This window comes from Psychrobacter sp. TPE 89C (assembly GCF_055522395.1).
On record NZ_JBVFXW010000037.1, the window covers coordinates 1 to 23,145 of the forward strand.

The following is a 23,145-nucleotide window of genomic DNA, read 5'->3' on the forward strand; positions in this document are numbered from 1 at the left end:
ATTATAAAATTTTTTATTTGTGGTTTTATTAAATATTTTTATGCTAAGCGAATAGTAATGAGTGATAGTATGTTTGTAATGTCTATTGAAAGTACTAAGTTTGTCCAGGGATGGGAGTTCTCATGCGTATTGTAGTTTGTGATGATGAACCGCTAGCGCGTGAGCGTTTGGTCCGAATTGTACAAGAGTCAGGTCATCAAGTGGTCGCTCAAGCAACAACAGGTAAAGAAGCCATTATGGCTGTTAAAACGCAGCAGCCAGATATCATATTGTTAGATATCCGTATGCCTGAAATGGATGGTGTACGCTGTGCTCAAGAGCTTTCGCAACTTGATCACCCACCAGCGATTATATTTGTCACCGCTTATGATCATTATGCAATTGCTGCTTTAAAAGCCAATGCGATTGGCTACTTATTGAAGCCTGCTAATAAAGATGAACTAGTAGAAGCGCTGAATAAAGCTAAAAATCTAAATGCTGCTCAGTTGAATGAAATTCGTAAGCTAGAAGATCCCACCGCACGGCCAGTACGCGAACATATTGCTGCTCGTACTCATCGAGGTGTGGAGCTCATTAAGCTTAAAGATATTTACTATTTTACGGCTGATCAGAAGTACGTCAAAGTACGTCACAAAGATGGTATTGTACTCATTGATGAAACGCTAAAAGAGCTTGAGCAAGAGTTTGAAGATCGGCTGTTTCGTGTGCATCGCAACGCAATTATCAATCTCAGCTTTTTAGATTACTTAGAAACGTTAGATGCAGGGCAGTATCAGATACGTTTTAAAGGTATTGATGAGACGCTAGCCGTTAGTCGTCGCCACTTGCCCGCACTACGTGACAAAATTCAAAGTATGTAACTTAAAAAATGTAACTTAAAACATGTGACTTAAAACATGTGACTTAAAACATGTGACTTAAAACATGTGACTTAAAACATGTGACTTGCTGTTTTAATAGAGAAATAATCATCCCATATCATCAAACCCTTATTTATGCTTAAATAGGGGTATTTTTTTGCGTCAGTATTCACTATAACAGGTGTATAGCGCTCGTTTACTGAGGCAATTTTCCGCATTGTTTAGTACGGGTGTCATACTACAAAGATATTATGCCGTACAGATACGAGCAGCACTGACAGCACAGCCCAACATTACAGCACCAACATAATAATACCGAACTTATTGAGGCCCTTTATGAGCAATTCGCAGCAAACTGCATTGACCACTTTAAACATAGCCACACGTCAGAGTCCTTTAGCACTATGGCAAGCTGAGCATATTCGTGCACGGCTATTAGAGATGTATCCTGAATTAACGATTAACTTGCTCAAAATTGTCACTAAGGGTGACAAGATACTAGACACACCGTTGGCCAAAATTGGCGGCAAAGGATTATTTGTCAAAGAGCTTGAGCAAGCGTTGTATGACAAGCAAGCAGATATTGCAGTCCATTCATTAAAAGATGTACCGATGCAGTTGCCTGAAGGGTTGACGCTTGGAGTCTATTGTAAACGCGCTTCACCGACTGATGCTTTTGTCTCTAATACTTATAGTAGTATCGATGAGTTGCCACAAGGCGCAGTAGTGGGAACGTCCAGTTTGCGCCGTCAGTGTCAGATCAAAGCCTATCGCTCAGACTTACAAATCAAAACCTTGCGCGGTAATGTCGGCACTCGGTTAGGTAAGCTAGATGCGGGCGAGTACGATGCGATTATTCTAGCGACCAGTGGCTTGCAGCGCATTGAGCTGGATGAGCGTATACGCGGTGAGCTTGAAATTGATGCTTGCTTACCTGCAGTTGGACAAGGTGCGCTAGCAATTGAATGCCGTGAAGGTGACGATGAAGTATTAAAGCTACTAGCACCGCTTAATGACGATAAAGCTCGTATTCGTCTTATCGCAGAGCGAGCGCTAAACCGTCACCTAGAGGGCGGTTGCCAAGTACCGATTGCAGCCTATGCCGTCTTGCAAATGGCTAGTGAAACAGATGCCAATAACGATGACAATGGCGATAACGGTAATAACGACAATGGCAATGTGTTGTGGCTCCGTGGTCGAGTAGGTCAAGCCGATGGTAGCCAGTTATTAAAAGCAGAAAAGCGTGTCACATTAGTCGGTACGCAAGAGGAGCAAGAAATACAGGCCAATCAACTTGGTATCGATGTAGCAAACTTACTGCTTGCCGATGGCGCTGGCGATATCTTAGCAGCGATTTATCATCCTGAATAACACGTCAGTATTTTTATTGGCTTAGCCATAACACCTTTACTGTTTATGTTGATGGGTGGTTAAGCCAACTTTATCAGTCTTTTGTCGTGGTACGTCTATGTCATCGTCAATTTACGCCAAATCTGTGCATAAAGGTCAGGCAACGGATGCCCATCTGTTGTTACCACAAGTCGTCATCAATACTCGCCCAGTAGAGCGGTCAGCACCACTGACACAGCACTTACAGTCGGCAGGGTTGAGCGTGGTTGAGATGCCAATGTTGGCGCTACAATCGCGCCCAACGACTGATGATGACATTATGTTGATGCAGCAGTGGCTAGCAGGGGCTTATAAGGCACTTGTTGTCGTTAGTCCAACGGCGGCCGCTTCAGGTTTAGCTGTCTGGCAAATACTGGAGCATAAGAATCAAGTACGAGATGACGAAAATGATCAAGTAGGTGCATCTTTAAAAGCACCAAGCCATATCATTGCAGTTGGTGAGGCGACGGCGGCTGTCTTAAATAATACCCTTGCTCATGAGTCGGAGTATCAGGTACAACAGCCTGAAGTTGCCAATAATGAAGGTATGTTGGCGATGCCTGAGATTGAGAGTTTGCAGGCAGGTGATAAGCTGCTGGTATGGCGTGGACTTGGTGGTCGGCGATTATTGGTTGATGCATTACAGGCGCGTGGTGTCCATGTTGATAGCATTGCTTGGTACGAGCGAAAAATGCCTGTAGAGGCAAGCGTGCAATATGAGCAGTGGCTACAAGGTTTTCTAACAGAGCATTCTGTACAAGATATATCTCGATCAGAGCAGCCAAAGCCAATTGTAGTGGTCAGCAGTGGTGCAGCTTTTGAGCATTGGGAAACCATCGTTAACGCTGTGGCAGAGAAGGGCCTAGAACCAGCTGCTGATACAGTTCTTCGACCACTTGAGCTAGCAGATTTTGCGTATGTGGTACTAGGCGAGCGCTTAGCTAATATGGTTGCAGAGCAGCAACTATATTATTGGCGTGTGGAAGACTTGGCGCCAGAAACTATCCTCGCTGCGATCAGATCGAAACATTAATTTTTTGCATTCTTAATTCTAGTAATATTTAAATCTACCAATAACGGCGTTGCCTTATGTCAATTAATTCTGAATCGTTACCTAAGGAACCTTCGGCTGTTCAACAACGCAGGCAAGCAAATATGTTGTTGGTGCGACTGCAATGGTTCGTTATTCTGTTGCTGGTTGCTGCGTTGTTTTGGCTTTATATTAGTCAACAGCGTTTTCAACATAACGTCAATGATCGTTTGCAAAGCAATGAGCAAATCGCCAGTCGTCTTAATGAGATGGATGATCGCTTATTTTCGATGAGTCAACAGACGTTACCAAAGCCTAGTACCACTGTTAGCAGTCAAGCTCAAAACCAGCTAGATTTATTACGTATTCAAATACAAGCCGCTGATAGGTTGTTGGCAGATAATAATGATAATGCAGCGATTGAGTTGCTGAGAGGGTTACATTGGCAGCTTTCACAAAGTAGTAATGAGATTGCACCAGCGCTGACCATCGTGATCAAACAAAGCTTGATGAAAGATATTGAGCGTTTACAAGCCAGAAGCTCGCAACCCAGCCCTTGGCAGCTACAAAACTTAGCCATTCAAAACATTCAAGATTTTTTGCACAGTCATGAGCGTGCGACTAATACAACGACTCCGACGAAAACCACCGATAATAATACAGCTCTAACACGTAGACAGCTCGTGATTCATGAAGTCATCATGACATTGAATCTAGCAAATCAAGCCAGTAATATGCGTGAGCAAGATCAATTTATCAGCTATTTGACGCAAGCGCGAAAGCAATTGCAAAGTCTAGTACCTCAAAATCTAGAGCCAAAAAATTCAGACAAGCAAACATCGGCAAGTACAAAAAAAGCGGTTAACGAGACCAATGTACAGACCAAATCATCACCTGCGAATATTCCAGAAGTTATAGATTGGTTAGATCGATTAATTGCCAATGCACCAAAACCAACACCATTGTTGACGACACAGATTTTAGATCAACCAAAACGTTAATGTTCAACAGACCCTATTGTGCCAAAAATTTATTAATACAAAGAATAAGAGAAATGACATTATGGACAGTTTGAACCAAGAATCACATTTGGCCTCTACTATCACAGAAAACCATAATCCTGACGAATTGTCTCACTATCCAGTGATTCATCATCAGCCTATTCATTGGGGTGAGATGGATGCCTTTAATCATTTAAACAATGTCGTTTATTATCGCTATGCTGAATCAGCGCGTATTGGGTATTTGCAGGCATTAGGAATGTTTGACGGTAATATGATCACCGTATTGGCGCAATCGAGCTGTCAGTATTTACGTCCTGTGATTTATCCAGATACTTTATTATTGGGTGTGCGTTGTCAGCGCTTGGGTAGGACCAGCATTGTAATAGAGTACAGTTACTACAGTACGGCACAACAGGCAGTCGTTGCGACGGCTGAGGCAGTTGTGGTGCGTCTAGATAGTAGTGGAAAGGATAAATTACCATGGACAATCGAGGAGCGTGAACGGCTATTAGCACTAGAGGCAAAATTTGGCCATACGCCTGAGTACTAAAACTCAAAGAATTATTCTATATAAGTGAATGAGTTGAAAGAGTAAGTAAAATCATCAAACATAAAAAAGGCACGCTACCATTGGAGTAGCGTGCCTTTTTTATACTTTGTTTTTTGACTCAATAGTGCAAGCAGATATTAGTCTTGTTGTGGTGCTTGAACGAAATCGACCACGTTTAATTCAAAACCTGATAACGCATAAAACTTCATCGGTGATGATAATAGACGCATATCACGGACACCTAAGTGACGTAATATTTGTGCGCCAACACCAACGCTACGATACGGCTGTTGAGTGAGCGTTGATTGCGATTCATTGTCTGCGGCTTTATCTAACGCATCCCCTAAATCAACAGGTTGGTTACTACCAATCCAAACCAATACACCGCGATCTGAGGCGCTAATTTCTTTTAATGCCGCTTGTACGCTCCAGCCACTACGGCCAGTCATGTCATTTTTAGCCGCAAACAAATCACGTAATGGATGGAAGCCATGAACACGTACTGTGCTGACTCCTTCGCTGACATCGCCTTTGACTAACGCTAAATGAGTCTCATCAGCACCAAATTCACGGAAGCGATGCAAAGTGAACGTACCATGTTCAGTCTCAAAAGGATATGATTCTACTTCTTCTACTGTCTGTTCATTCGCAATACGATAGTTGATAAGATCAGCAATCGTACCTATTTTTAGATCATGTTCTTTTGCAAATATTTCTAGATCATCACGACGTGCCATCGTACCATCAGCATTGATGATTTCGACCAGTACAGATGCTGGCTCAAGGCCTGCTAAGCGTGATAAATCACAACCTGCTTCGGTATGACCAGCGCGATGCAATACACCACCATCTTGCGCAATAATAGGAAAGATATGGCCAGGCTGTACAATATCTTCAGCTTTAGCAGTAGCAGAAACAGCCGCTTGAATAGTACGGGCACGATCGGCAGCAGAAATACCAGTCGTAACGCCTTCAGCCGCTTCGATTGATACAGTAAAGTTGGTGCTGAATTTCGCTTCGTTGCGCTCAGACATCAGTGGTAAAGACAGCTGATGTGCACGAGCTTGTGAGATAGTCAAACAGACTAAGCCACGCGCATGGGTAATCATAAAGTTAATATCTTCAGGGCGCACATGGGTCGCTGCCATGATGATATCACCTTCGTTTTCGCGGTCTTCATCATCCATCAAGACGACCATTTTACCAGCACGAATGTCTTCGATAATCTCAGGGATCGTATTTAAACTCATAGTAAATCTCAATATTTTATTATTTATAGATAGGTGTGATTTGGAATATAGAGCATTATCTGCCTATTGTAGCAGCAGATGATACAAAGCGCTGTTACGGTCAAGCAAAGCGCGCTATCAGTAATGTCATTCAATAAAAAGTGACGCACTTAATGGCTTGTATATATCATTATGAGGTCATTTTAACGCTTTTCATCGCAACGTGCTGTGTCATCTTCCCACTATATCGTTCAGTATGTCAAAAATAGTCATAAGTATTATCAATGACCGCTATCATTTGTGCATTAAAGCGTACATTAGATAATGAACCGAGCCGTGTCATGCATGGTTAGTCATTACTTGCTGCTTGTGTTTTTAGCCAGTCCATAAATTGTTTGCTATGCTGCTCTCGTTGATTGTCTGCAAACTCATAAAAGTGTGTGCCGATTAAATTTTCTGGTAAATAAGACTGCGGATAGTAATGGTTGGGATAATCGTGAGGATAGACATAGTCCTGACCATAACCTTGATGTCGCATCAGCTTGGTCACGCCATTACGTAGATGTAGCGGCACAGGAGAGGCATCTTTTTCTGCCAACGCCATCGCAGCATTGATCGCGTTATATGTGCTATTGCTTTTGGCACTGGTCGCCAGATAAACCACCACTTGACCTAAAATTAGACGTGCCTCAGGCATACCTATGGATTGCACACTGCGTAGTGCTGCATCAGCAAGAAGTAAGGCATTAGGGTTGGCATTGCCGATATCTTCGCTGGCTAAGATGACCAATCGGCGCGCGATGAAGTCCGCAGGCTCGCCGCCCACTAGCATCCGAGCCATCCAGTACAAAGCTGCATCAGGGTCAGAGCCCCGTACCGATTTTATCATTGCTGAGACGATATCGTAATGCTGCTCACCATCTTTATCGTAGCGTACCAGTGCAGTCTGTGCTACCCGACCGACCAATGCATCATCGACGATTATCGGTGATTGCTTAGGGTCAGCCGTTTGAATGGCAAGCTCTAATAAATTTAATGCTTTTCTAGCATCACCATGTGCCAGTTGGCTGATAGTGTCTTTTGCTTGCAAGTCGACAGTCAGTTCTTTTAGCACGTTGTCTTCCGACAGCGCCCGTTGCAATACTGCGCTGATTTGCTCTGGTATCAGAGGTTCTAGACGATACACTTGGCAACGTGAGAGTAGGGCATTGTTGACACTAAATGAGGGGTTTTCAGTCGTAGCACCAATCAAAGTGATATCGCCAGACTCTACCGCGCCTAGTAGTGCATCTTGCTGTGCCTTATTAAATCGGTGAATCTCGTCGATGAACACCACAGGAGACTCGAATACCAGTGAGTCCTTATTGTCTAATACTTCGCGTAACTGTTTGACTCCAGTATTCAACGCGGAAAGCGCATGAAAGGGACGACCAACGGCATCTGCAAGCAGCATAGCAATGGTCGTTTTGCCAATACCTGCTTCACCGTGCAGGATAATAGATGGCAGATGCCCTTGCTCTACCAAGCGGCGTAACGGTGCACCAGCTGCTAGCAAATGCTCTTGACCGATAATGGCATTGAGCGTGTTTGGGCGCATGCGCTGAGCAAGTGGAGTATCAGCATGAAAGCTAGGTGGCATAGGGCTTCTCTATTATCAGTTTAAACAGCTATCAATTCGCGTGTCACAACAGTTATGGATAAGTTTTTATGGGTTCATCTAAACCGCTACACACCACACTATATTTATCATTTTTATTGAAGCTGAACATTTCTACCTGCTTGGCATGATTTTCGCATTGATGAATATTAGGCCTTAAATGAACATTAGATCTTAGCAATAAAAATAGGCTAATTGAATCGACTATATTTGCTATGTGTCTACACGACAGGCTAACGCAATCTTATGTTAATCAAAGCTCGCTAAGTGTATAGCTTATGTCCCAGTCACTTTGGTTTTCAGACTTTATCCCTATTAACGGTTCAGTCATATTGATGAGCAGTATCAATAAGCATAGCTCACCAAGCATAATTTATTAGAAGTGGCCTATCAAGCATAAGGTATTACAGTGATGACGTCTCAATCGATATTTAAGCGTTTTTTGAATCGATGTTTATATCGCAGTGCACAGCAGCAATCACGCTTACTCACTGTGAGCGAGGTGACGCTAGCACGTTCAGTATTCGGTGACAGCATTGACCTTGATGACGTTCAGATTAAAACTGCTTGGTGGGTGCTAAAAAATTATGCCGTTAGCCCTAATGGCAATATATATTTTAATCCTGCAGATTGGATTACAGATTTTAGCGAGGCTTCACTAGGTAAGCAAAGCTGGTTGATACATGAGCTGACCCATGTCTGGCAGCTACAACAAGGCTTGAAAGTCGTGCGCGGTGCGGTTATCGATCGTCGTTATGATTATGTGCTTGAGGTAGGGAAGCCCTTTCTTAAATATGGTATCGAGCAGCAAGCACGCATGGTACAGGATTACTTTATTCGTCATCGGCGTGGGCAAGACTGCCAAGCTTTGGAAGCCTGCATTCCATTTTTGGTCATAAGCTCTATCGACGAAACAAAAAATACAGATAACTCGTTCACAATTTAATTTTTTTATAGAGACAAATAGTGACTATAGCTGATTCAATTTTAAAGTAGTACAAGGCAACCGAATTCAGATGTATGTTTAATACTTCAAATGAGGTTAAAGCAGTAATACTTTTATAGTGGAATGACTATATGATAAGGATTAGTATAAAGCATGCTTTGTGCTTTACAAGGTCACGATAACTCTGAGAAAAGTAAATTAGCAAAGGATTGCTACGGTAGCTATAGCTTTTAATATTTGTGCTTTAACAAGGATATTTACACTCATGTTTAAATTTTTGCCAGTAAAGCTCGCTCTGAGTGCCAGCCATAAAGCGAATAACCGTTTGGCTTATGACAACTCTCTTAATGAGAGTGTTCAGCCACGGCGCTCGTCCTCAACACTGCTAGCGGCAACACTGACCGGCATAATTTTATTGACAGGTTGTCAGCAGCAGTCAGATACACAGCCTGTCGTCGATGCCAGTCAGACCAGTGATCCAGAAAATGTTCAAGACAGTGAGCCAATGGCACAAAGCGATGCGGCCGCTGCTCGTATAAAGCAGTTCCAGCCCATTTACGTCACACAGATGCAAGGGTTACAGCGCCGCTTACAAGCAGAGTATGAATCACTGGAAGTTGCTGATACCTCAGAAAATACAGACTCGCTACTCAATACTAATATCAAGACCGATAATACTAGCGATGTCATTGATGGCAGTGATAAAAACGTAGCTGATCCCACTACTTCAGCCACCGCACCTACTAATTCGGTAGATACTACTGCTGTAGATAGCAATGTTGATGCTACGGCTGATATCAATACCAGTACAGAAGTGGGTGAGCGAGATTTAACTGTCTTAAAACGTATCAGTCTTGAACCACGTAAACCTACTATGATGATCGAAGATCAAATCATTGACAGCTATCAGCAAGCGATGGATGCCCTTTATCAGCCTGTGACGTCTCCGCTTAATGCAGAAGATATCAATACTTTAATTAATATAGCGACGTTGGCGCCACAGTTGTTTGAAAGCGCAGAAATTGCTGGGAGAGTCAGTGCCAAGAGTCCAGCATTGGCACGGTTGATCATTCAGCATCAAGTTTGGGAGCAAATAGAAGCCCAGCAAGTCATTGATATGCAGCAGATGAAAATTGATCAACAAAAAGAGTTTGAGTCGCTTATGTCTAAGTTCAATGAGACGATTGAAGGATACGATGAACAGATTGCCAAGTACGAGCAGACATTAGAATCATTTAAATAAATATTTCTAGTAATCAAGACAATTTCTAAGCAATAAAAAATCCCGCACAATGGCGGGATTTTTTATTGAGAGAATATTATCTCTATCTATTTACGATCTTCAACTTTAACAAAATCGCGATGCGACTCGCCAGTGTATAACTGACGTGGACGACCGATTTTGAACGGTGCGCTGTGCATCTCTAACCAATGGCTGATCCAACCAGAAGTACGAGCTAGTGAGAAGATTACGGTAAACATTGACGTTGGGATACCGATGGCTTTTAAGATAATACCAGAGTAAAAATCAACGTTTGGATATAAGTTACGCTCAACGAAGAACGGGTCTTCTAAAGCAATCTTTTCAAGCGCCATGGCCAATTCAAGCTTAGGATCGTTGATACCAAGTGCCGCAAGTACTTCGTCACAAGTTTCTTTCATTACTTGTGCGCGTGGGTCAAAGTTTTTGTAAACACGATGACCAAAGCCCATGAGCTTCACTTCACGGCTCTTCACTTTTTCCATGAATGCAGGTACGTTTTCAACTGAACCGATTTCGTCTAGCATTTCAAGAACGGCCTCGTTCGCGCCGCCATGTGATGGACCCCAAAGGGCTGCGATACCAGCAGCGATACATGCATAAGGGTTTGCACCAGTAGAACCAGCCAAACGTACAGTAGACGTTGAAGCGTTTTGCTCATGGTCAGCATGTAAAGTAAAGATTTTGTCCATTGCGCGAGTGATGACGTCGTTGGTTTTATAATCAACATCAGCAGGCGTAGCAAACATCATGTACAAGAAGTTTTCTGCGTAGTTAAAGTCATTACGCGGATACATGAACGGCTCGCCTTGTGAGTATTTATAACTCATTGCAGCAAGTGTTGGCATCTTAGCGATTAGACGAATAGCAGTGATTTCACGATGCTCTTCATTGCTCACATCTAGGTTTTCATGATAGAACGCTGATAACGCACCAACGACACCGACCATAATAGCCATCGGATGCGCGTCACGGCGGAAGCCTTCAAAGAACTTACGTAATTGGTCATGAACACCCGTATGTTTACGGATTTTTTCAAAGAAGTCTGCTTTTTGCTCAGCGTTCGGTAGATCGCCATGAATCAGTGCGTAAGCAACTTCTAGATATTCAGCGTTGTTCGCTAACTGATCGATAGGGTAGCCGCGGTGTAATAACTCGCCTTTACCACCATCAATATAAGTAATCTTTGATTCCACAGGGGCTGTTACTTTAAAACCAGGGTCATAAGACCAAAAGCCTGAGTCTTGTAGAGCAGCAATATCGATAACTGGGCGCCCTAAAGTACCTTCGATGATAGGAAATTCATACTCTTTACCATTTACGGTTAATTTGGCATTAGTGTCAGCCATAAATTGCTCTCCATTGTTTTAGCTTGTTAGAATAAAATTATTGCAGACGCATACCCTCGCGTCGTCGATTATTACAGGCACATACCCTTGCGCCATCATCAGTCAAATGCTCAAAATACATCTAACTCGTTTAATACGCAGAGTATATTAGCAGCAATTCCCTATGATTTGAAAAGACTTTTACTGTCAACACTGCCAATTAGTATGGTTTTGACGTGTTTATTCACTGTAATTTTTGTATCAAAATATGTCTGGTAAGCTATTTGTCTTTTAAACCGCTTCTTTATAGAAAATAATGATTATCATTAACATTATAATATTAAAGCGTTTTTAGCAATATTATAAGTTTAACGGTTCAGTCATATTAACTATAAAACAGACAGAGTATGAACAAACGACCATTTGGTTTAGATTTATGGTTCGTTAGGGGTGGGTAATACTAATGAATTAATATTGCAAATAGCTAGCCTTTTGTTAATTAATCTCTAATAACCAATATTTAGGGGATAAATTTGTAATTAGCGCCCAGTCATTTTATAATTAGAGGGATTTAACTGGCACTAGCTTTGCGCATATTGAGCGATCATCTTAGTGGAATAATCAGTGAAGCATTGCTTTACTCATATTTTGTTACGATTGGACAACCAGTTTATAGACCAAAACCTAGCTTATCGTTTGAATATTCTTGTTAACTGTTCTATTTTTAGATAGCCAACAGTGAAGTTTACCTTAATAAATTGATCGTATAGAGATGACACAATGGCGTTATCTTTTTTTGTTAATGGGAATCAGTAAAAATAGAATAGTTAATCGATTGATCCCATGCTTCGTACTTATTGTCATAACGTAAGTAGAAGGCTCGTTAATAAAGGGTGTATCAATTCAACGAGTCAGGTTTGATAGTCTATAATGATCGTATAAGACATATTCGCCTTTTAACTTTATCGCAAATTAAACTACGTCAGCTAGCCCTTCCTTACTTTATTCGTCTCATGTGTTGCTCGTCGCTGTTGTATAGCATTTATACGAAGCGTGGATAGCAGATACAGGAGTATAACCGCAAAAAGGATGCCCGCTGTGAAAAGCAACCGACCTATTGATCTGCCTTTAAGCCAAGTGATTAGCGTTAATCGCTCACCGATTGCAATTGCCTCAATTTTGCATCGTATATCTGGCATTATTTTATTCTTACTTATTCCTGTCATGTTGTGGTTATTACAGAATTCTTTGGCGTCGCCTGAGAGTTTTGCAACCGTATTTGACAACGTACTCGTGCGCTTTTTGGCTTGGATATTTGTTGCCGCGATCGCTTATCACTTTGTGATGGGCATCAAGCACTTATTTGCTGATATGGGCATGAACGAAGAGCTGAAATCTGGACGTGCCGCTTCTAATATCAGTTTTGTGATTGCAGCGATTCTAATTGTCGCGTCATTTGTATGGGTGATGTTCTAATGATTAAAAATGATTCAGGAATAAAAAGTGCTACTGGTCTGACCGGCTCAGGCTCACGTGATTGGATTATCCAGCGTATCAGCGCTGTTGTTTTAGCCGTTTATAGTGTGGTGTTGCTGGGTTTCTTTTTGACCCATGGCGACGTCACTTATCTTGAGTGGTCATCATTTATGACTAGCTTGCCTATGCGTTTATTTAGCTTAGTAGCTGTACTTGCGCTAGCAGGTCATGCTTGGGTTGGAATGTGGACAGTGTTTACTGATTACATTACTACTGGCAAATTAGGCTCAAGCGCAGCAGGTTTACGTTTAGTGCTACAGTCATTGATGATTATCGCTATTTTAGTATTTCTATTTTGGGGTATCATGATTTTTTGGGGTAGTGGCTTCAGTGTTGTTGCCGTTTAACCAATAATTTATACCTTTACTATCTATAAATAATAACGGATGCACTCAGCAGCACTATTTGCTGCTGAATGACTCCAAAGCCGTCCGTTATAGCCGATAATAGTCATAGCATTGGGCAATTTCTGACTTGAGCAGTCATTTAAAGACAGCTGAGTCAAATTGAAAGTAAATGAAATTAGCCCAATATAACGATAGATATGCAAATTAAGTGGTTAAAAGTTGTTTACGTTACCGTCTTAAATAATTGTGTTCAATGGCCGAATAAATATGACATTTGGCCCTGCAATGAGATGACGCTTAATACAGCTTTTTTATTTAATTCTAAGCATTAACAGGCATTAGGAAAACCGTAATGGCAACTAGACAAGATAATACCATTAGTAATATTAAGACCCTAAACTACGATGCAGTCATCGTTGGTGGTGGCGGCTCAGGTATGCGTGCTTCACTACATTTGGCTGAAGCAGGTATGAAGGTTGCAGTCCTTACCAAAGTATTCCCAACGCGTTCGCACACGGTTGCGGCTCAGGGCGGTATCGGTGCAAGCTTAGGTAACATGAGTAACGATAACTGGCACTTTCACTTTTATGACACCGTTAAAGGGTCAGATTGGTTAGGTGATCAAGACGCTATCGAATATATGTGCCGTGAAGCGCCAAAAGTCGTCTATGAGCTTGAGCACATGGGCATGCCGTTTGACCGTAACGAAGATGGCACGATTTATCAGCGTCCGTTTGGTGGTCATACGTCTAACTATGGCGAAAAAGCCGTTCAACGTGCTTGTGCTGCTGCTGACCGTACAGGTCATGCACTGCTACATACGCTATATCAGAAAAACCTTGAGCAAGGTACTGAGTTTTTCATCGAGTGGATTGCGCTTGATTTGATTAAAGATGAAGCTGGTAACATCAACGGCGTCATCGCACTTGAGCAAGAAACCGGTACTATTGCTGTATTCCAGTCACCGATTACTGTTCTAGCGACAGGTGGTGCAGGCCGTATCTTTGCAGCTTCCACCAATGCTTATATCAATACTGGTGACGGTATTGGCATGGCGGTTCGTGCAGGTATTCCATTACAAGATATGGAATTCTGGCAGTTCCACCCGACGGGCGTTCATGGTGCAGGCGTACTATTGACCGAGGGTTGCCGCGGTGAAGGCGCTATCTTACGTAATAAAGATGGCGAAGCATTCATGGAGCGTTACGCACCAACCGTAAAAGACTTGGCACCACGTGATCTAGTATCACGCTCTATGGACCAAGAAATCAAAGAAGGCCGTGGTTGTGGTCCTAATGCCGACCATATCGTTATGGATATGACGCATTTGGGTGTTGAAACCATCATGAAGCGTCTGCCATCAGTATTCGAGATTGGCAAAAACTTCGCCAACGTAGATATCACTAAAGAACCTATTCCAGTTATTCCAACCATTCATTATATGATGGGCGGTATTCCGACAACGATTCATGGTCAAGTAATCACGCCTGATCTAGAAGCGGGTACGGATGAAGAAGGTCTATATACGAAAGGCAATGTCGTTAAAGGTCTTTACGCTATCGGTGAATGTGCTTGTGTTAGTGTCCATGGTGCCAACCGTCTAGGTACGAACTCACTACTTGATCTATTGGTATTCGGCCGTGCTGCTGGTAAGCATATCGTTGATGAATTCCATCACGCTGACCATAACTACAAGCCACTTGATCCTCGTGTGCTTGATTACACTATGCGTCGTTTGGACAAGTTGCAACAGTCTACTGAAGGTTACAATGCTCAAGACGTAGCTGATGAGATTCGTGCAGCTATGCAGATGCATGCTAGCGTATTCCGTACCCAAGCAATGATGGACGAAGGCGTTGAGAAGATTTTAGCGCTAGGTGACAAAATCGACCAGATTCATTTGGCTGATAAATCACAAGTCTTTAACACTGCGCGTATCGAAGCTTTCGAAGTTGCCAACTTGTATGAAGTGGCCAAAGCGACGATGATCTCAGCAGCGATGCGTCATGAAAGTCGCGGCGCCCACAGTGTCTCTGACTATGATCGTCCAGAAGATGATGACTATGCACCAAACGGCCGTAATGACCACGATTGGATGAAGCATACCTTATGGTATTCTGAAGGCAACCGCATTATTTATAAGCCAGTTCGCAAAGTCCCATTGACGGTTGATTATATCGAGCCAAAAGTTCGCGTCTATTAATCTTAGATGTTGCGCCTGATATACAGCAGCAGAGTTAATGTTTTATCCTTTATTAATTTATTAAAAAGGTGACCGCCAGCTACATGCACTTGCCAGCGCTAGCACACTATTAATCGGTATTTGATATTTTTGCTCAGTACAGATTAATAGTTAGCGTTATCCTGTTGCAATCTTTGTATGCCCGCCATCACCTACGTGTGGAGTTTAGCATTATGAGCCGAGGTACTCGCACCATCGAAATCTATCGCTACGATCCTGATCTGGACGCAGCGCCACGCATGCAAACGTATACGGTTGAGTTGTTAGACTCAGATCGTATGTTGCTTGACGTGTTATTACGCCTAAAAAAGGAAGATGAAACACTGACCTTCCGTCGCTCTTGCCGTGAAGGCATCTGCGGCTCTGATGGCATGAACATCAATGGCAAAAATGGTCTAGCATGTCTAATCAACATGAATACCCTGCCAGAAAAAGTAACTGTTCGTCCGTTGCCTGGTCTGCCAGTTGTTCGTGATTTGGTCGTCGATATGAACCAATTCTACGAGCAATATGAAAAAGTGCATCCGTACTTAATCAACGACCAACCAGCACCGCCAACAGAGCGCCTACAATCGCCTGAGCAGCGTGAAAAACTGAATGGTTTGTACGAATGTATCCTATGTGCTTGCTGTTCAACCAGCTGCCCATCATTCTGGTGGAACCCTGATAAGTTCTTAGGCCCATCAGCATTGTTGCATGCCTATCGCTTTGTTGCTGATAGCCGTGATGGTGATACTCAAGCACGTTTGGCTCGTTTGGACGATCCATTTAGCCTGTTCCGTTGCCGCGGTATCATGAACTGTGTATCAGTTTGTCCAAAAGGCCTGAATCCAACCAAAGCAATTGGTCATTTACGTAATATGTTGATTGACCAAGCCGGTTAATCGTTTATAATTGCATGGTTTTTTTGCAGATTATAGTACGAAAAACACCACCTAATATATTAGGTGGTGTTTTTTATGATTTAGACTCTGAGAGAGAGTTTAGTTTTTTCTTAAGATGCAAATAAGTTGTAGCGATGAGGAAAACGACCGATAACTAAAGGTAAGGCTGTGCTAACAATACGTTGGCCGTATGTAAGAAAGCATGATATATGCACAAGCAATCTATATAATTGGCAGTAGTAAAAAGCATTCATCGAGAGATATTGGCTACGTTAAATGCTAGAATAGTGCATAGTTGTATTGTTAGGATATTGCGATGAGCAAATATCAGTTAGCGATAGTTTGCGTTACTGGTAATATACCAACAAGATATCCTATTGAGACAGAATAGGGTCAATATGAAGTGCCTAAGGTGAGAATAGTTATTCATTACCTAAATACCTAGTATTGAACAAACAAACTATGGCCTAAAATATAGGCGTGCTACTCTATACAGCAGTGTATGTTTGGCTGAAAAGCTGTAATATGTCAGAATTAACAAAAAATTGTAGTGAAAATTATCAGTCAAAATGTTGATATTTTATTGATGGTTTTTCACCAACAAATTGGTTATGGCTAATAGTAGTATATATAAATTAATTTTGTGAAACGAGCCAGATAAGAAAACTGGACGTTCACAAATAATTGTACTGCTAATATAAACATTGCAGGCGACAGCACTTAACGTACGACAGATTACACAATAATAAGCACGATTCCATTCATTTATCTATCAAATAGACGATTATTATGAATAGTATAACTAAAGAAGCAAAAGGCTCGGGACATACAGAACTGGCCGCTGATAACGCCCAGTACATAGAAGCTCTTTATGAGCAATATCTGAATGATCCTAGTAGCGTCGATAACGAGTGGCAAACGTATTTTGCACAATACAAATCGCCGAATGATGCACCGCATAACGCTATCAAAGATCAGTTTTTATTGCTTGCTCGCAATCAGACTGCAGGCCAGAGTAGCGACCAAGCGACCAGCTCAGCCTCCAATGCTTTAGTAGATGGTGGTAACCCAAAGAAAATGGGTGTACAGCAGCTGATTTCAGCCTATCGCCGCCGTGGTCATCGCCGTGCTAGTCTCGATCCATTAAATTTAGAATCACGTGCAGAAGTAGAAGATTTAACCCTCGCTTACCATAACCTTTCAGAAGCTGACCTTGATACCGTATTTCCTACCAATGATCTAAGTATCGCTAAAGATTCAGCACCTTTACGTGAAATCATTGAGATTATGGAGCGTGTTTATTGCCGCCACATTGGTGTCGAATACATGCACGTAACCACCAGTGTAGAAAAACGCTGGATGGAAAAATATCTAGAAAGCAACCTAGGTCATATCAAATTTGATACAGAAAAACGTATATCTATTCTTAAACGTCTTACAGCAGCTGAAGGCCTAGAAAAGTATTTAGCACGTAAATATACGGGTGTTAAGCGTTTTGGTCTAGAAGGCGGTGAAAGCTTTATTCCTGCTATCAATGAAATCATCCAACGTGCTGGCGGTTATGGCACTAAAGAGATGGTCATTGGTATGGCTCACCGTGGACGCCTAAACCTATTAGTAAACATCTTAGGCAAAAACCCTGCGGACTTGTTTGACGAGTTCGATGGTAAGGTACAGCCAGAAAAAGGCTCAGGTGATGTTAAATATCACAATGGTTTCTCATCTAATGTGATGACGCCAGGTGGCGAAGCTCATTTGGCTTTGGCCTTTAACCCGTCACATCTTGAAATCGTTGCGCCAGTATTGCAAGGTTCAGTACGTGCCCGTCAGGTGCGTCGTAATGACCAACCTCTTTTAGACAATAAAGGCGGTAATTCAGTACTACCAATCGTCATTCATGGCGATGCTGCTTTTGCTGGTCAGGGCGTTGTTCAAGAAACCTTCCAGATGTCACAAACTCGTGCTTATACCACTGGTGGTACTGTACATATCGTTATCAACAACCAAGTAGGCTTTACCACTAGCCGTCAAGAAGATGTTCGTTCAACTGAATATTGTACTGACGTGGCAAAAATGGTACATGCGCCTATCTTACACGTGAACGGTGATGATCCAGAGTCAGTCGTATTCGCAGCTCAATTGGCATTAGATTATCGTCATGAGTTTGAGAAAGACATCATTATTGATCTGTTCTGCTATCGTCGTAATGGTCATAACGAAGCTGATGAACCATCAGCGACGCAGCCACTTATGTATGCTGTCATCAAAAAGTTACCAACTACTCGTACGCTTTATGCACAGCAGCTTATCAAAGAAGGCATCCTGAATGCCGATCAAGAAAAGCAGTATGAAGATGAGTATCGAGAGTCTTTAGATCGTGGTGACTATGTTGCCAACTCATTGGTTAATGAGCCGAATGAGGGCTTATTCGTAGATTGGACTCCTTATTTGGGTCATGATTTGGTCGATGAGTGGGATACCAGCGTCGATATCGAAGTCCTAAAAGGTTACGGACGCCGTATGGCCGAAATGCCAAAGGGCTACAAGCTACAACGCCAAGTTCAAAAAGTAGTCGAGCAGCGCCTAGCTATGCAAACTGGCGAAGAGCCATTGAACTGGGGTGCAGCTGAGACATTGGCTTATGCTTCATTGGTCGATAACGATAAAGTATTGGTACGTATTACTGGTGAAGATGTAGGCCGTGGTACGTTCTCACATCGTCATAGTGAAATATACAATATCAATGACGGCAGCATGTATGTGCCATTGGCTCATATGAGTGAAGATCAAGCTCGTTTTGCAACTTATAACTCATTGCTATCAGAAGAAGCAGTGCTAGCCTTTGAATATGGTTATGCAACGACTGTCCCTAACGCATTGGTCGTTTGGGAAGCGCAGTTTGGTGATTTCGTCAACGGTGCACAGGTTGTTATCGACCAATTTATTTCAAGTGGTGAAACTAAGTGGCAGCGTGTTTGTGGTCTAACGATGCTGTTACCACATGGCTTTGAAGGTCAAGGCCCTGAGCATTCATCTGCGCGTCTTGAACGTTTCTTACAGCTATGTGCTGAAGACAACATGCAAGTTATCACGCCGACGACTCCAGCACAGATTTATCATGCACTACGTCGTCAAGCGGTACGTCCTATTCGTAAGCCGTTGATCGTTATGTCACCGAAGAGTTTGCTACGTCATAAGTTAGCAACTTCAAATCTGGAAGAGCTTGCCAATGGTAAGTTTGAAACCGTCATTTCAGAGATGGACGATCACAACGCAGACAAAGTGACTCGTATGGTGCTATGTGGCGGCAAGGTTTATTATGACTTGCTTGAGCAGCGCCGTGCACTAGGTTTAGATCATGTAGCTATCGTTCGTATCGAACAGCTTTATCCGTTGCCAGAGCAGCGTTTGATGGCTGAGATTGAAAAGTATAGCAACTTGGCTGAGATCGTATGGACGCAAGAAGAGCCGCTTAACCAAGGCGCTTGGTATTACTTAGCACCGCATATGTACCGTATTGTCGTACCGCACCCAACCAAGGCGAAAGTCATGGAGCCGGTGGCACGTCCTGCTAGTGCAGCACCTGCAACAGGTTCACCAAAACTACACGCTCAACAGCAGCAAGCGTTAATCGCTGGCGGTCTTGGTATCAGTGTTGATGAGTTGTCTAAGTAACATATTATTGAATGCAAATGAATCAGGCGATAACAGTCAGTATGCTGTAATAAAATCTAGATAGTATTATCTAAGATCGCTATCCAAGATGGCACTGACTGTTTATCACGACTTAATAACAAATATGAATATCCAAATCTAAGGAGTATATCGATGGCTGATATCAAAGCCCCCGTTTTTCCAGAATCGGTTGCCGACGGTACAATCGTTGAGTGGCATGTTACTGAAGGTCAGCAAGTTAACCGTGATGACCTATTGGCTGAAATCGAAACTGATAAAGTCGTATTAGAAGTTGTAGCGCCTGACAACGGTGTTGTGACCAAAATCGTCAAGCAAGTTGATGATACTGTTTTGTCTGATGAGCTTATCGCTCAATTTGAAGCAGGTGCAAGCGCTAGTGCAGATACTGCTACAGAAGCACCAGCAGAGCCAGCACAAGCAGCAGATGGCGGCGAGCCAGTACAAGCAGCTGCTAAAAGCGATAGCAATGATGCGGATCATAAAGATCAGAGCCCAGCAGTTCGCAAAGCAGCGAAAGAAAGCGGCGTAGATCCTAAAGAAGTTGAAGGCAGTGGTCGTGGCGGTCGTGTGACCAAAACTGACATGGCTAACCCAACACTAAAATCTGACAGCAGCATCAAATCTGACAGCGGTCGTCCAGTTGCTGAATCAACAGGTGAGCGTACTGAAAAACGTGTTCCAATGACGCGCCTACGTAAAACAGTAGCGAATCGTCTATTGTCAGCATCACAAGATACCGCGATGCTAACGACGTTTAACGAAGTGAATATGAAGCCGTTGATGGATATGCGTGCTAAGTATAAAGACCAGTTCGAGAAACGTCATGGCGTACGTTTGGGCTTTATGTCATTGTTCGTAAAAGCAGCAACAGAAGCACTCAAACGCTTCCCAGCTGTGAACGCTTCATTAGATGGCGACGATATCGTTTATCATGGTTATTATGATATCGGTGTTGCAGTCTCTTCAGATCGCGGCTTGGTTGTTCCAGTATTACGTGATACAGATCGCATGAGCATGGCTGATGTCGAAAGCCGTATTCGTGAGCTTGGTGGCCTTGCTCAAAAAGGTAAACTTGGTCTGAATGACATGACTGGCGGTACTTTCACTATCTCAAACGGTGGTGTATTTGGTTCATTGATGTCTACACCTATTTTGAACCCACCACAAACTGCTATCCTAGGTATGCATGCTATCAATGACCGCCCAATGGCAGTTGATGGAAAAGTTGAAATCTTACCAATGATGTACTTGGCACTCTCTTATGACCATCGTATGATTGATGGTAAAGAAGCAGTACAGTTCTTAGTAACCATCAAAGAATTGGTTGAAGATCCAGCCATGCTTCTACTAGACCTATAAGCTTCTAAGCTTGTATTGGCAACCGCTGATACAAGCTTTTTAACTTTAGTCTAGACAGTGGTACTAGCTGTTTATTAATAAATAAGAGTATCTTGCTGACATGGTGTATTGACCATTAAGTAGAAGCATACTGAGCAAAAACATCGCTTATTTATTAACGAGATAATCCTCAGTTTAAATGATATTTACAATTAGAATGATAATTAAAAATAGGAACGTACTATGAAAGACAATTATGATTTAGTCGTCATCGGCGGCGGTCCTGGTGGTTATGAAGCCGCTATCCGTGCAGGTCAGTTAGGTATGAGCGTTGCTTGTATCGAAAAACGCGTTTATAAAGGTGAGCCAGCGCTTGGCGGTACTTGCTTGAACGTTGGTTGTATCCCATCAAAAGCATTGCTTGATAGCTCACATCGCTATGAAGCGACCAAGCACGATCTTGCTGAGCATGGTATCAGCACTAGCGATGTAGCCATCGATATCGAGAAAATGATTGCTCGTAAAGAAGGCATCGTTAAGCAATTGACTGGTGGTGTTGCCGCTTTGCTAAAAGGCAATGGTGTTGATTGGCTGCAAGGCTGGGGCACATTGGTTGATGGTAAAGGCGCTGACAAGCAAATCAAATTCACTGCACTTGCAGATGAAAGCGAAACCACAATCACTGCAAAAAACGTTATCTTAGCAGCAGGTTCTGTTCCTATCGATATCCCTGTTGCCAAAACTGACGGCGATCGTATTGTTGACTCTACGGGTGCACTTGATTTCACTGAAGTTCCTAAGCGTCTAGGTGTTATCGGCGCTGGTGTTATCGGTCTTGAGCTTGGTTCAGTATGGCGTCGTCTAGGTGCGGAAGTAGTTGTTTATGAAGCGCTTCCAAGTTTCCTAGCAGCCGCTGACAAAGACATCGCAAAAGAAGCCGGTAAAATGCTGAAGAAGCAGGGTCTTGATATCCGTGTCGATACCAAAGTGACCAATGCTGAGGTCAAGGGCGATCAAGTCGTCGTCACCAGCGAGACCAAAGGCGAAGCATCAGACGAAAGCTTCGACAAGCTTATTGTTTGTGTAGGCCGCCGCGCATACTCTGAAAAATTACTTGGTGATGACAGTGGTATCACGTTGACTGAACGTGGTCTTATTGATGTAAACGACCAGTGTAAAACCAACCTTGATGGCGTTTATGCTATCGGTGACTTAGTCCGTGGCCCTATGCTTGCGCATAAAGCAATGGAAGAAGGCATGATGGCTGTTGAGCGTATTCATGGCGAAAAACCTCAGGTTAATTATGATACTATCATCAACGTCATTTATACGCATCCAGAAATCGCATGGGTTGGTATGACTGAGCAGGAAGCTGAAGCAGCTGGCTATGAAGTCAAAACTGGCTCATTCAACTTAGCAGCTAACGGCCGTGCACTTGCTCAAAGTGAAGCGGAAGGCTCTGTGAAAGTGGTTGCTGATGCTAAAACAGATCGTCTGTTAGGTATGCATGCTATCTCTGCCGGTGCTGGTGATATAGTCCATCAAGGTATGATCGCGATGGAGTTTGTCTCTAGTATCGAAGATTTACAGCTGATGACATTTGCACATCCAACTATTTCAGAGGCAGTGCATGAAGCTGCTCTGTCTGCTGATGGCCGTGCTATTCACGCCATTCAGCGCAAAAAGCGTAAGAAATAAGTAGTTAGTTTGATAAGTACTGACTTATAACCTGACTGTAGTGTCGCTGTCACAGCTATCACTACAGTCACGAGTGCGCCAGACGGATGTCTAATATATATGCGCACTCATTTTCACTTTTTATTAATTGTAAAAAATAAAGGATACAAT

Annotated in this window: 17 protein-coding genes; 14 read left to right on the forward strand and 3 right to left on the reverse strand. The window is 42.8% G+C overall.

Annotated elements, in window-relative coordinates; all coding sequences use genetic code 11:
• The first annotated feature begins 122 nt into the window (after window positions 1-122).
• The 5 genes from ACZW67_RS10925 (at window position 123) to ACZW67_RS10945 (ending at window position 4,833) form a co-directional block, all read left to right on the forward strand.
• Complete coding sequence (locus ACZW67_RS10925) at window positions 123-860, forward strand: LytR/AlgR family response regulator transcription factor (RefSeq protein WP_110922044.1); 738 nt, start codon at window positions 123-125, stop codon at window positions 858-860.
• 336 nt (window positions 861-1,196) lie between these two features.
• On the forward strand, window positions 1,197-2,231 hold the full coding sequence (gene hemC, locus ACZW67_RS10930) for a hydroxymethylbilane synthase (RefSeq protein WP_465183271.1): 1,035 nt from the start codon (window positions 1,197-1,199) through the stop codon (window positions 2,229-2,231).
• 97 nt (window positions 2,232-2,328) lie between these two features.
• Window positions 2,329-3,282 carry a uroporphyrinogen-III synthase gene (locus ACZW67_RS10935; RefSeq protein ID WP_465183272.1) on the forward strand — a complete coding sequence of 318 codons (954 nt, stop codon included), beginning with the start codon at window positions 2,329-2,331 and terminating at the stop codon, window positions 3,280-3,282.
• Between the two features lie 56 nt (window positions 3,283-3,338).
• The gene (locus ACZW67_RS10940) at window positions 3,339-4,280 is read left to right on the forward strand and encodes a hypothetical protein (protein ID WP_465183273.1); all 942 of its coding nucleotides are present in this window, start codon (window positions 3,339-3,341) and stop codon (window positions 4,278-4,280) included.
• A gap of 61 nt (window positions 4,281-4,341) precedes the next feature.
• Complete coding sequence (locus ACZW67_RS10945) at window positions 4,342-4,833, forward strand: acyl-CoA thioesterase (RefSeq protein WP_465183274.1); 492 nt, start codon at window positions 4,342-4,344, stop codon at window positions 4,831-4,833.
• 137 nt (window positions 4,834-4,970) lie between these two features.
• Here the strand turns inward: ACZW67_RS10945 and ribBA are convergent, their stop codons facing one another.
• Entirely contained in the window at window positions 4,971-6,083 is a 1,113-nt protein-coding gene (gene ribBA, locus ACZW67_RS10950; RefSeq protein WP_110922039.1) for a bifunctional 3,4-dihydroxy-2-butanone-4-phosphate synthase/GTP cyclohydrolase II, read from the reverse strand.
• A 328-nt stretch (window positions 6,084-6,411) separates the two neighbouring features.
• Window positions 6,412-7,701 (reverse strand): replication-associated recombination protein A, encoded by a 1,290-nt coding sequence (locus ACZW67_RS10955; protein WP_465183275.1) that lies wholly within the window; start codon window positions 7,699-7,701, stop codon window positions 6,412-6,414.
• Between the two features lie 430 nt (window positions 7,702-8,131).
• On the opposite strand from ACZW67_RS10955, the gene ACZW67_RS10960 reads away from it, so the two are divergent.
• Both ACZW67_RS10960 and ACZW67_RS10965 read left to right on the forward strand, forming a co-directional pair.
• On the forward strand, window positions 8,132-8,665 hold the full coding sequence (locus ACZW67_RS10960) for a type IV secretion protein Rhs (RefSeq protein WP_465183284.1): 534 nt from the start codon (window positions 8,132-8,134) through the stop codon (window positions 8,663-8,665).
• Between the two features lie 265 nt (window positions 8,666-8,930).
• The gene (locus ACZW67_RS10965) at window positions 8,931-9,908 is read left to right on the forward strand and encodes a hypothetical protein (protein WP_465183276.1); all 978 of its coding nucleotides are present in this window, start codon (window positions 8,931-8,933) and stop codon (window positions 9,906-9,908) included.
• 86 nt (window positions 9,909-9,994) lie between these two features.
• Here the strand turns inward: ACZW67_RS10965 and gltA are convergent, their stop codons facing one another.
• Window positions 9,995-11,275 (reverse strand): citrate synthase, encoded by a 1,281-nt coding sequence (gene gltA / locus ACZW67_RS10970; RefSeq protein WP_110922036.1) that lies wholly within the window; start codon window positions 11,273-11,275, stop codon window positions 9,995-9,997.
• Between the two features lie 1,068 nt (window positions 11,276-12,343).
• On the opposite strand from gltA, the gene sdhC reads away from it, so the two are divergent.
• The 7 genes from sdhC to lpdA all read left to right on the forward strand — a co-directional run bounded on the left by sdhC (window position 12,344) and on the right by lpdA (window position 22,995).
• Window positions 12,344-12,730, forward strand: coding sequence for a succinate dehydrogenase, cytochrome b556 subunit (gene sdhC / locus ACZW67_RS10975; RefSeq protein ID WP_197128677.1), 387 nt, complete (start codon window positions 12,344-12,346; stop codon window positions 12,728-12,730).
• A 20-nt stretch (window positions 12,731-12,750) separates the two neighbouring features.
• Window positions 12,751-13,137, forward strand: a complete 387-nt coding sequence (sdhD, locus tag ACZW67_RS10980; RefSeq protein ID WP_227686587.1) for a succinate dehydrogenase, hydrophobic membrane anchor protein — start codon at window positions 12,751-12,753, stop codon at window positions 13,135-13,137.
• Window positions 13,138-13,489: 352 nt separating this feature from the next.
• Window positions 13,490-15,340 (forward strand): succinate dehydrogenase flavoprotein subunit, encoded by a 1,851-nt coding sequence (gene sdhA, locus ACZW67_RS10985; protein ID WP_194196178.1) that lies wholly within the window; start codon window positions 13,490-13,492, stop codon window positions 15,338-15,340.
• A gap of 212 nt (window positions 15,341-15,552) precedes the next feature.
• A complete protein-coding gene (locus ACZW67_RS10990; RefSeq protein WP_194196177.1) occupies window positions 15,553-16,263 on the forward strand; it encodes a succinate dehydrogenase iron-sulfur subunit in 711 nt (236 codons plus the stop codon).
• Window positions 16,264-17,052: 789 nt separating this feature from the next.
• Window positions 17,053-19,938 carry a 2-oxoglutarate dehydrogenase E1 component gene (locus ACZW67_RS10995; RefSeq protein ID WP_465183277.1) on the forward strand — a complete coding sequence of 962 codons (2,886 nt, stop codon included), beginning with the start codon at window positions 17,053-17,055 and terminating at the stop codon, window positions 19,936-19,938.
• Window positions 19,939-20,091: 153 nt separating this feature from the next.
• Complete coding sequence (gene odhB, locus ACZW67_RS11000) at window positions 20,092-21,318, forward strand: 2-oxoglutarate dehydrogenase complex dihydrolipoyllysine-residue succinyltransferase (RefSeq protein ID WP_110922032.1); 1,227 nt, start codon at window positions 20,092-20,094, stop codon at window positions 21,316-21,318.
• A gap of 222 nt (window positions 21,319-21,540) precedes the next feature.
• Window positions 21,541-22,995, forward strand: a complete 1,455-nt coding sequence (lpdA, locus tag ACZW67_RS11005; RefSeq protein WP_465183278.1) for a dihydrolipoyl dehydrogenase — start codon at window positions 21,541-21,543, stop codon at window positions 22,993-22,995.
• Window positions 22,996-23,145: the final 150 nt, after the last annotated feature.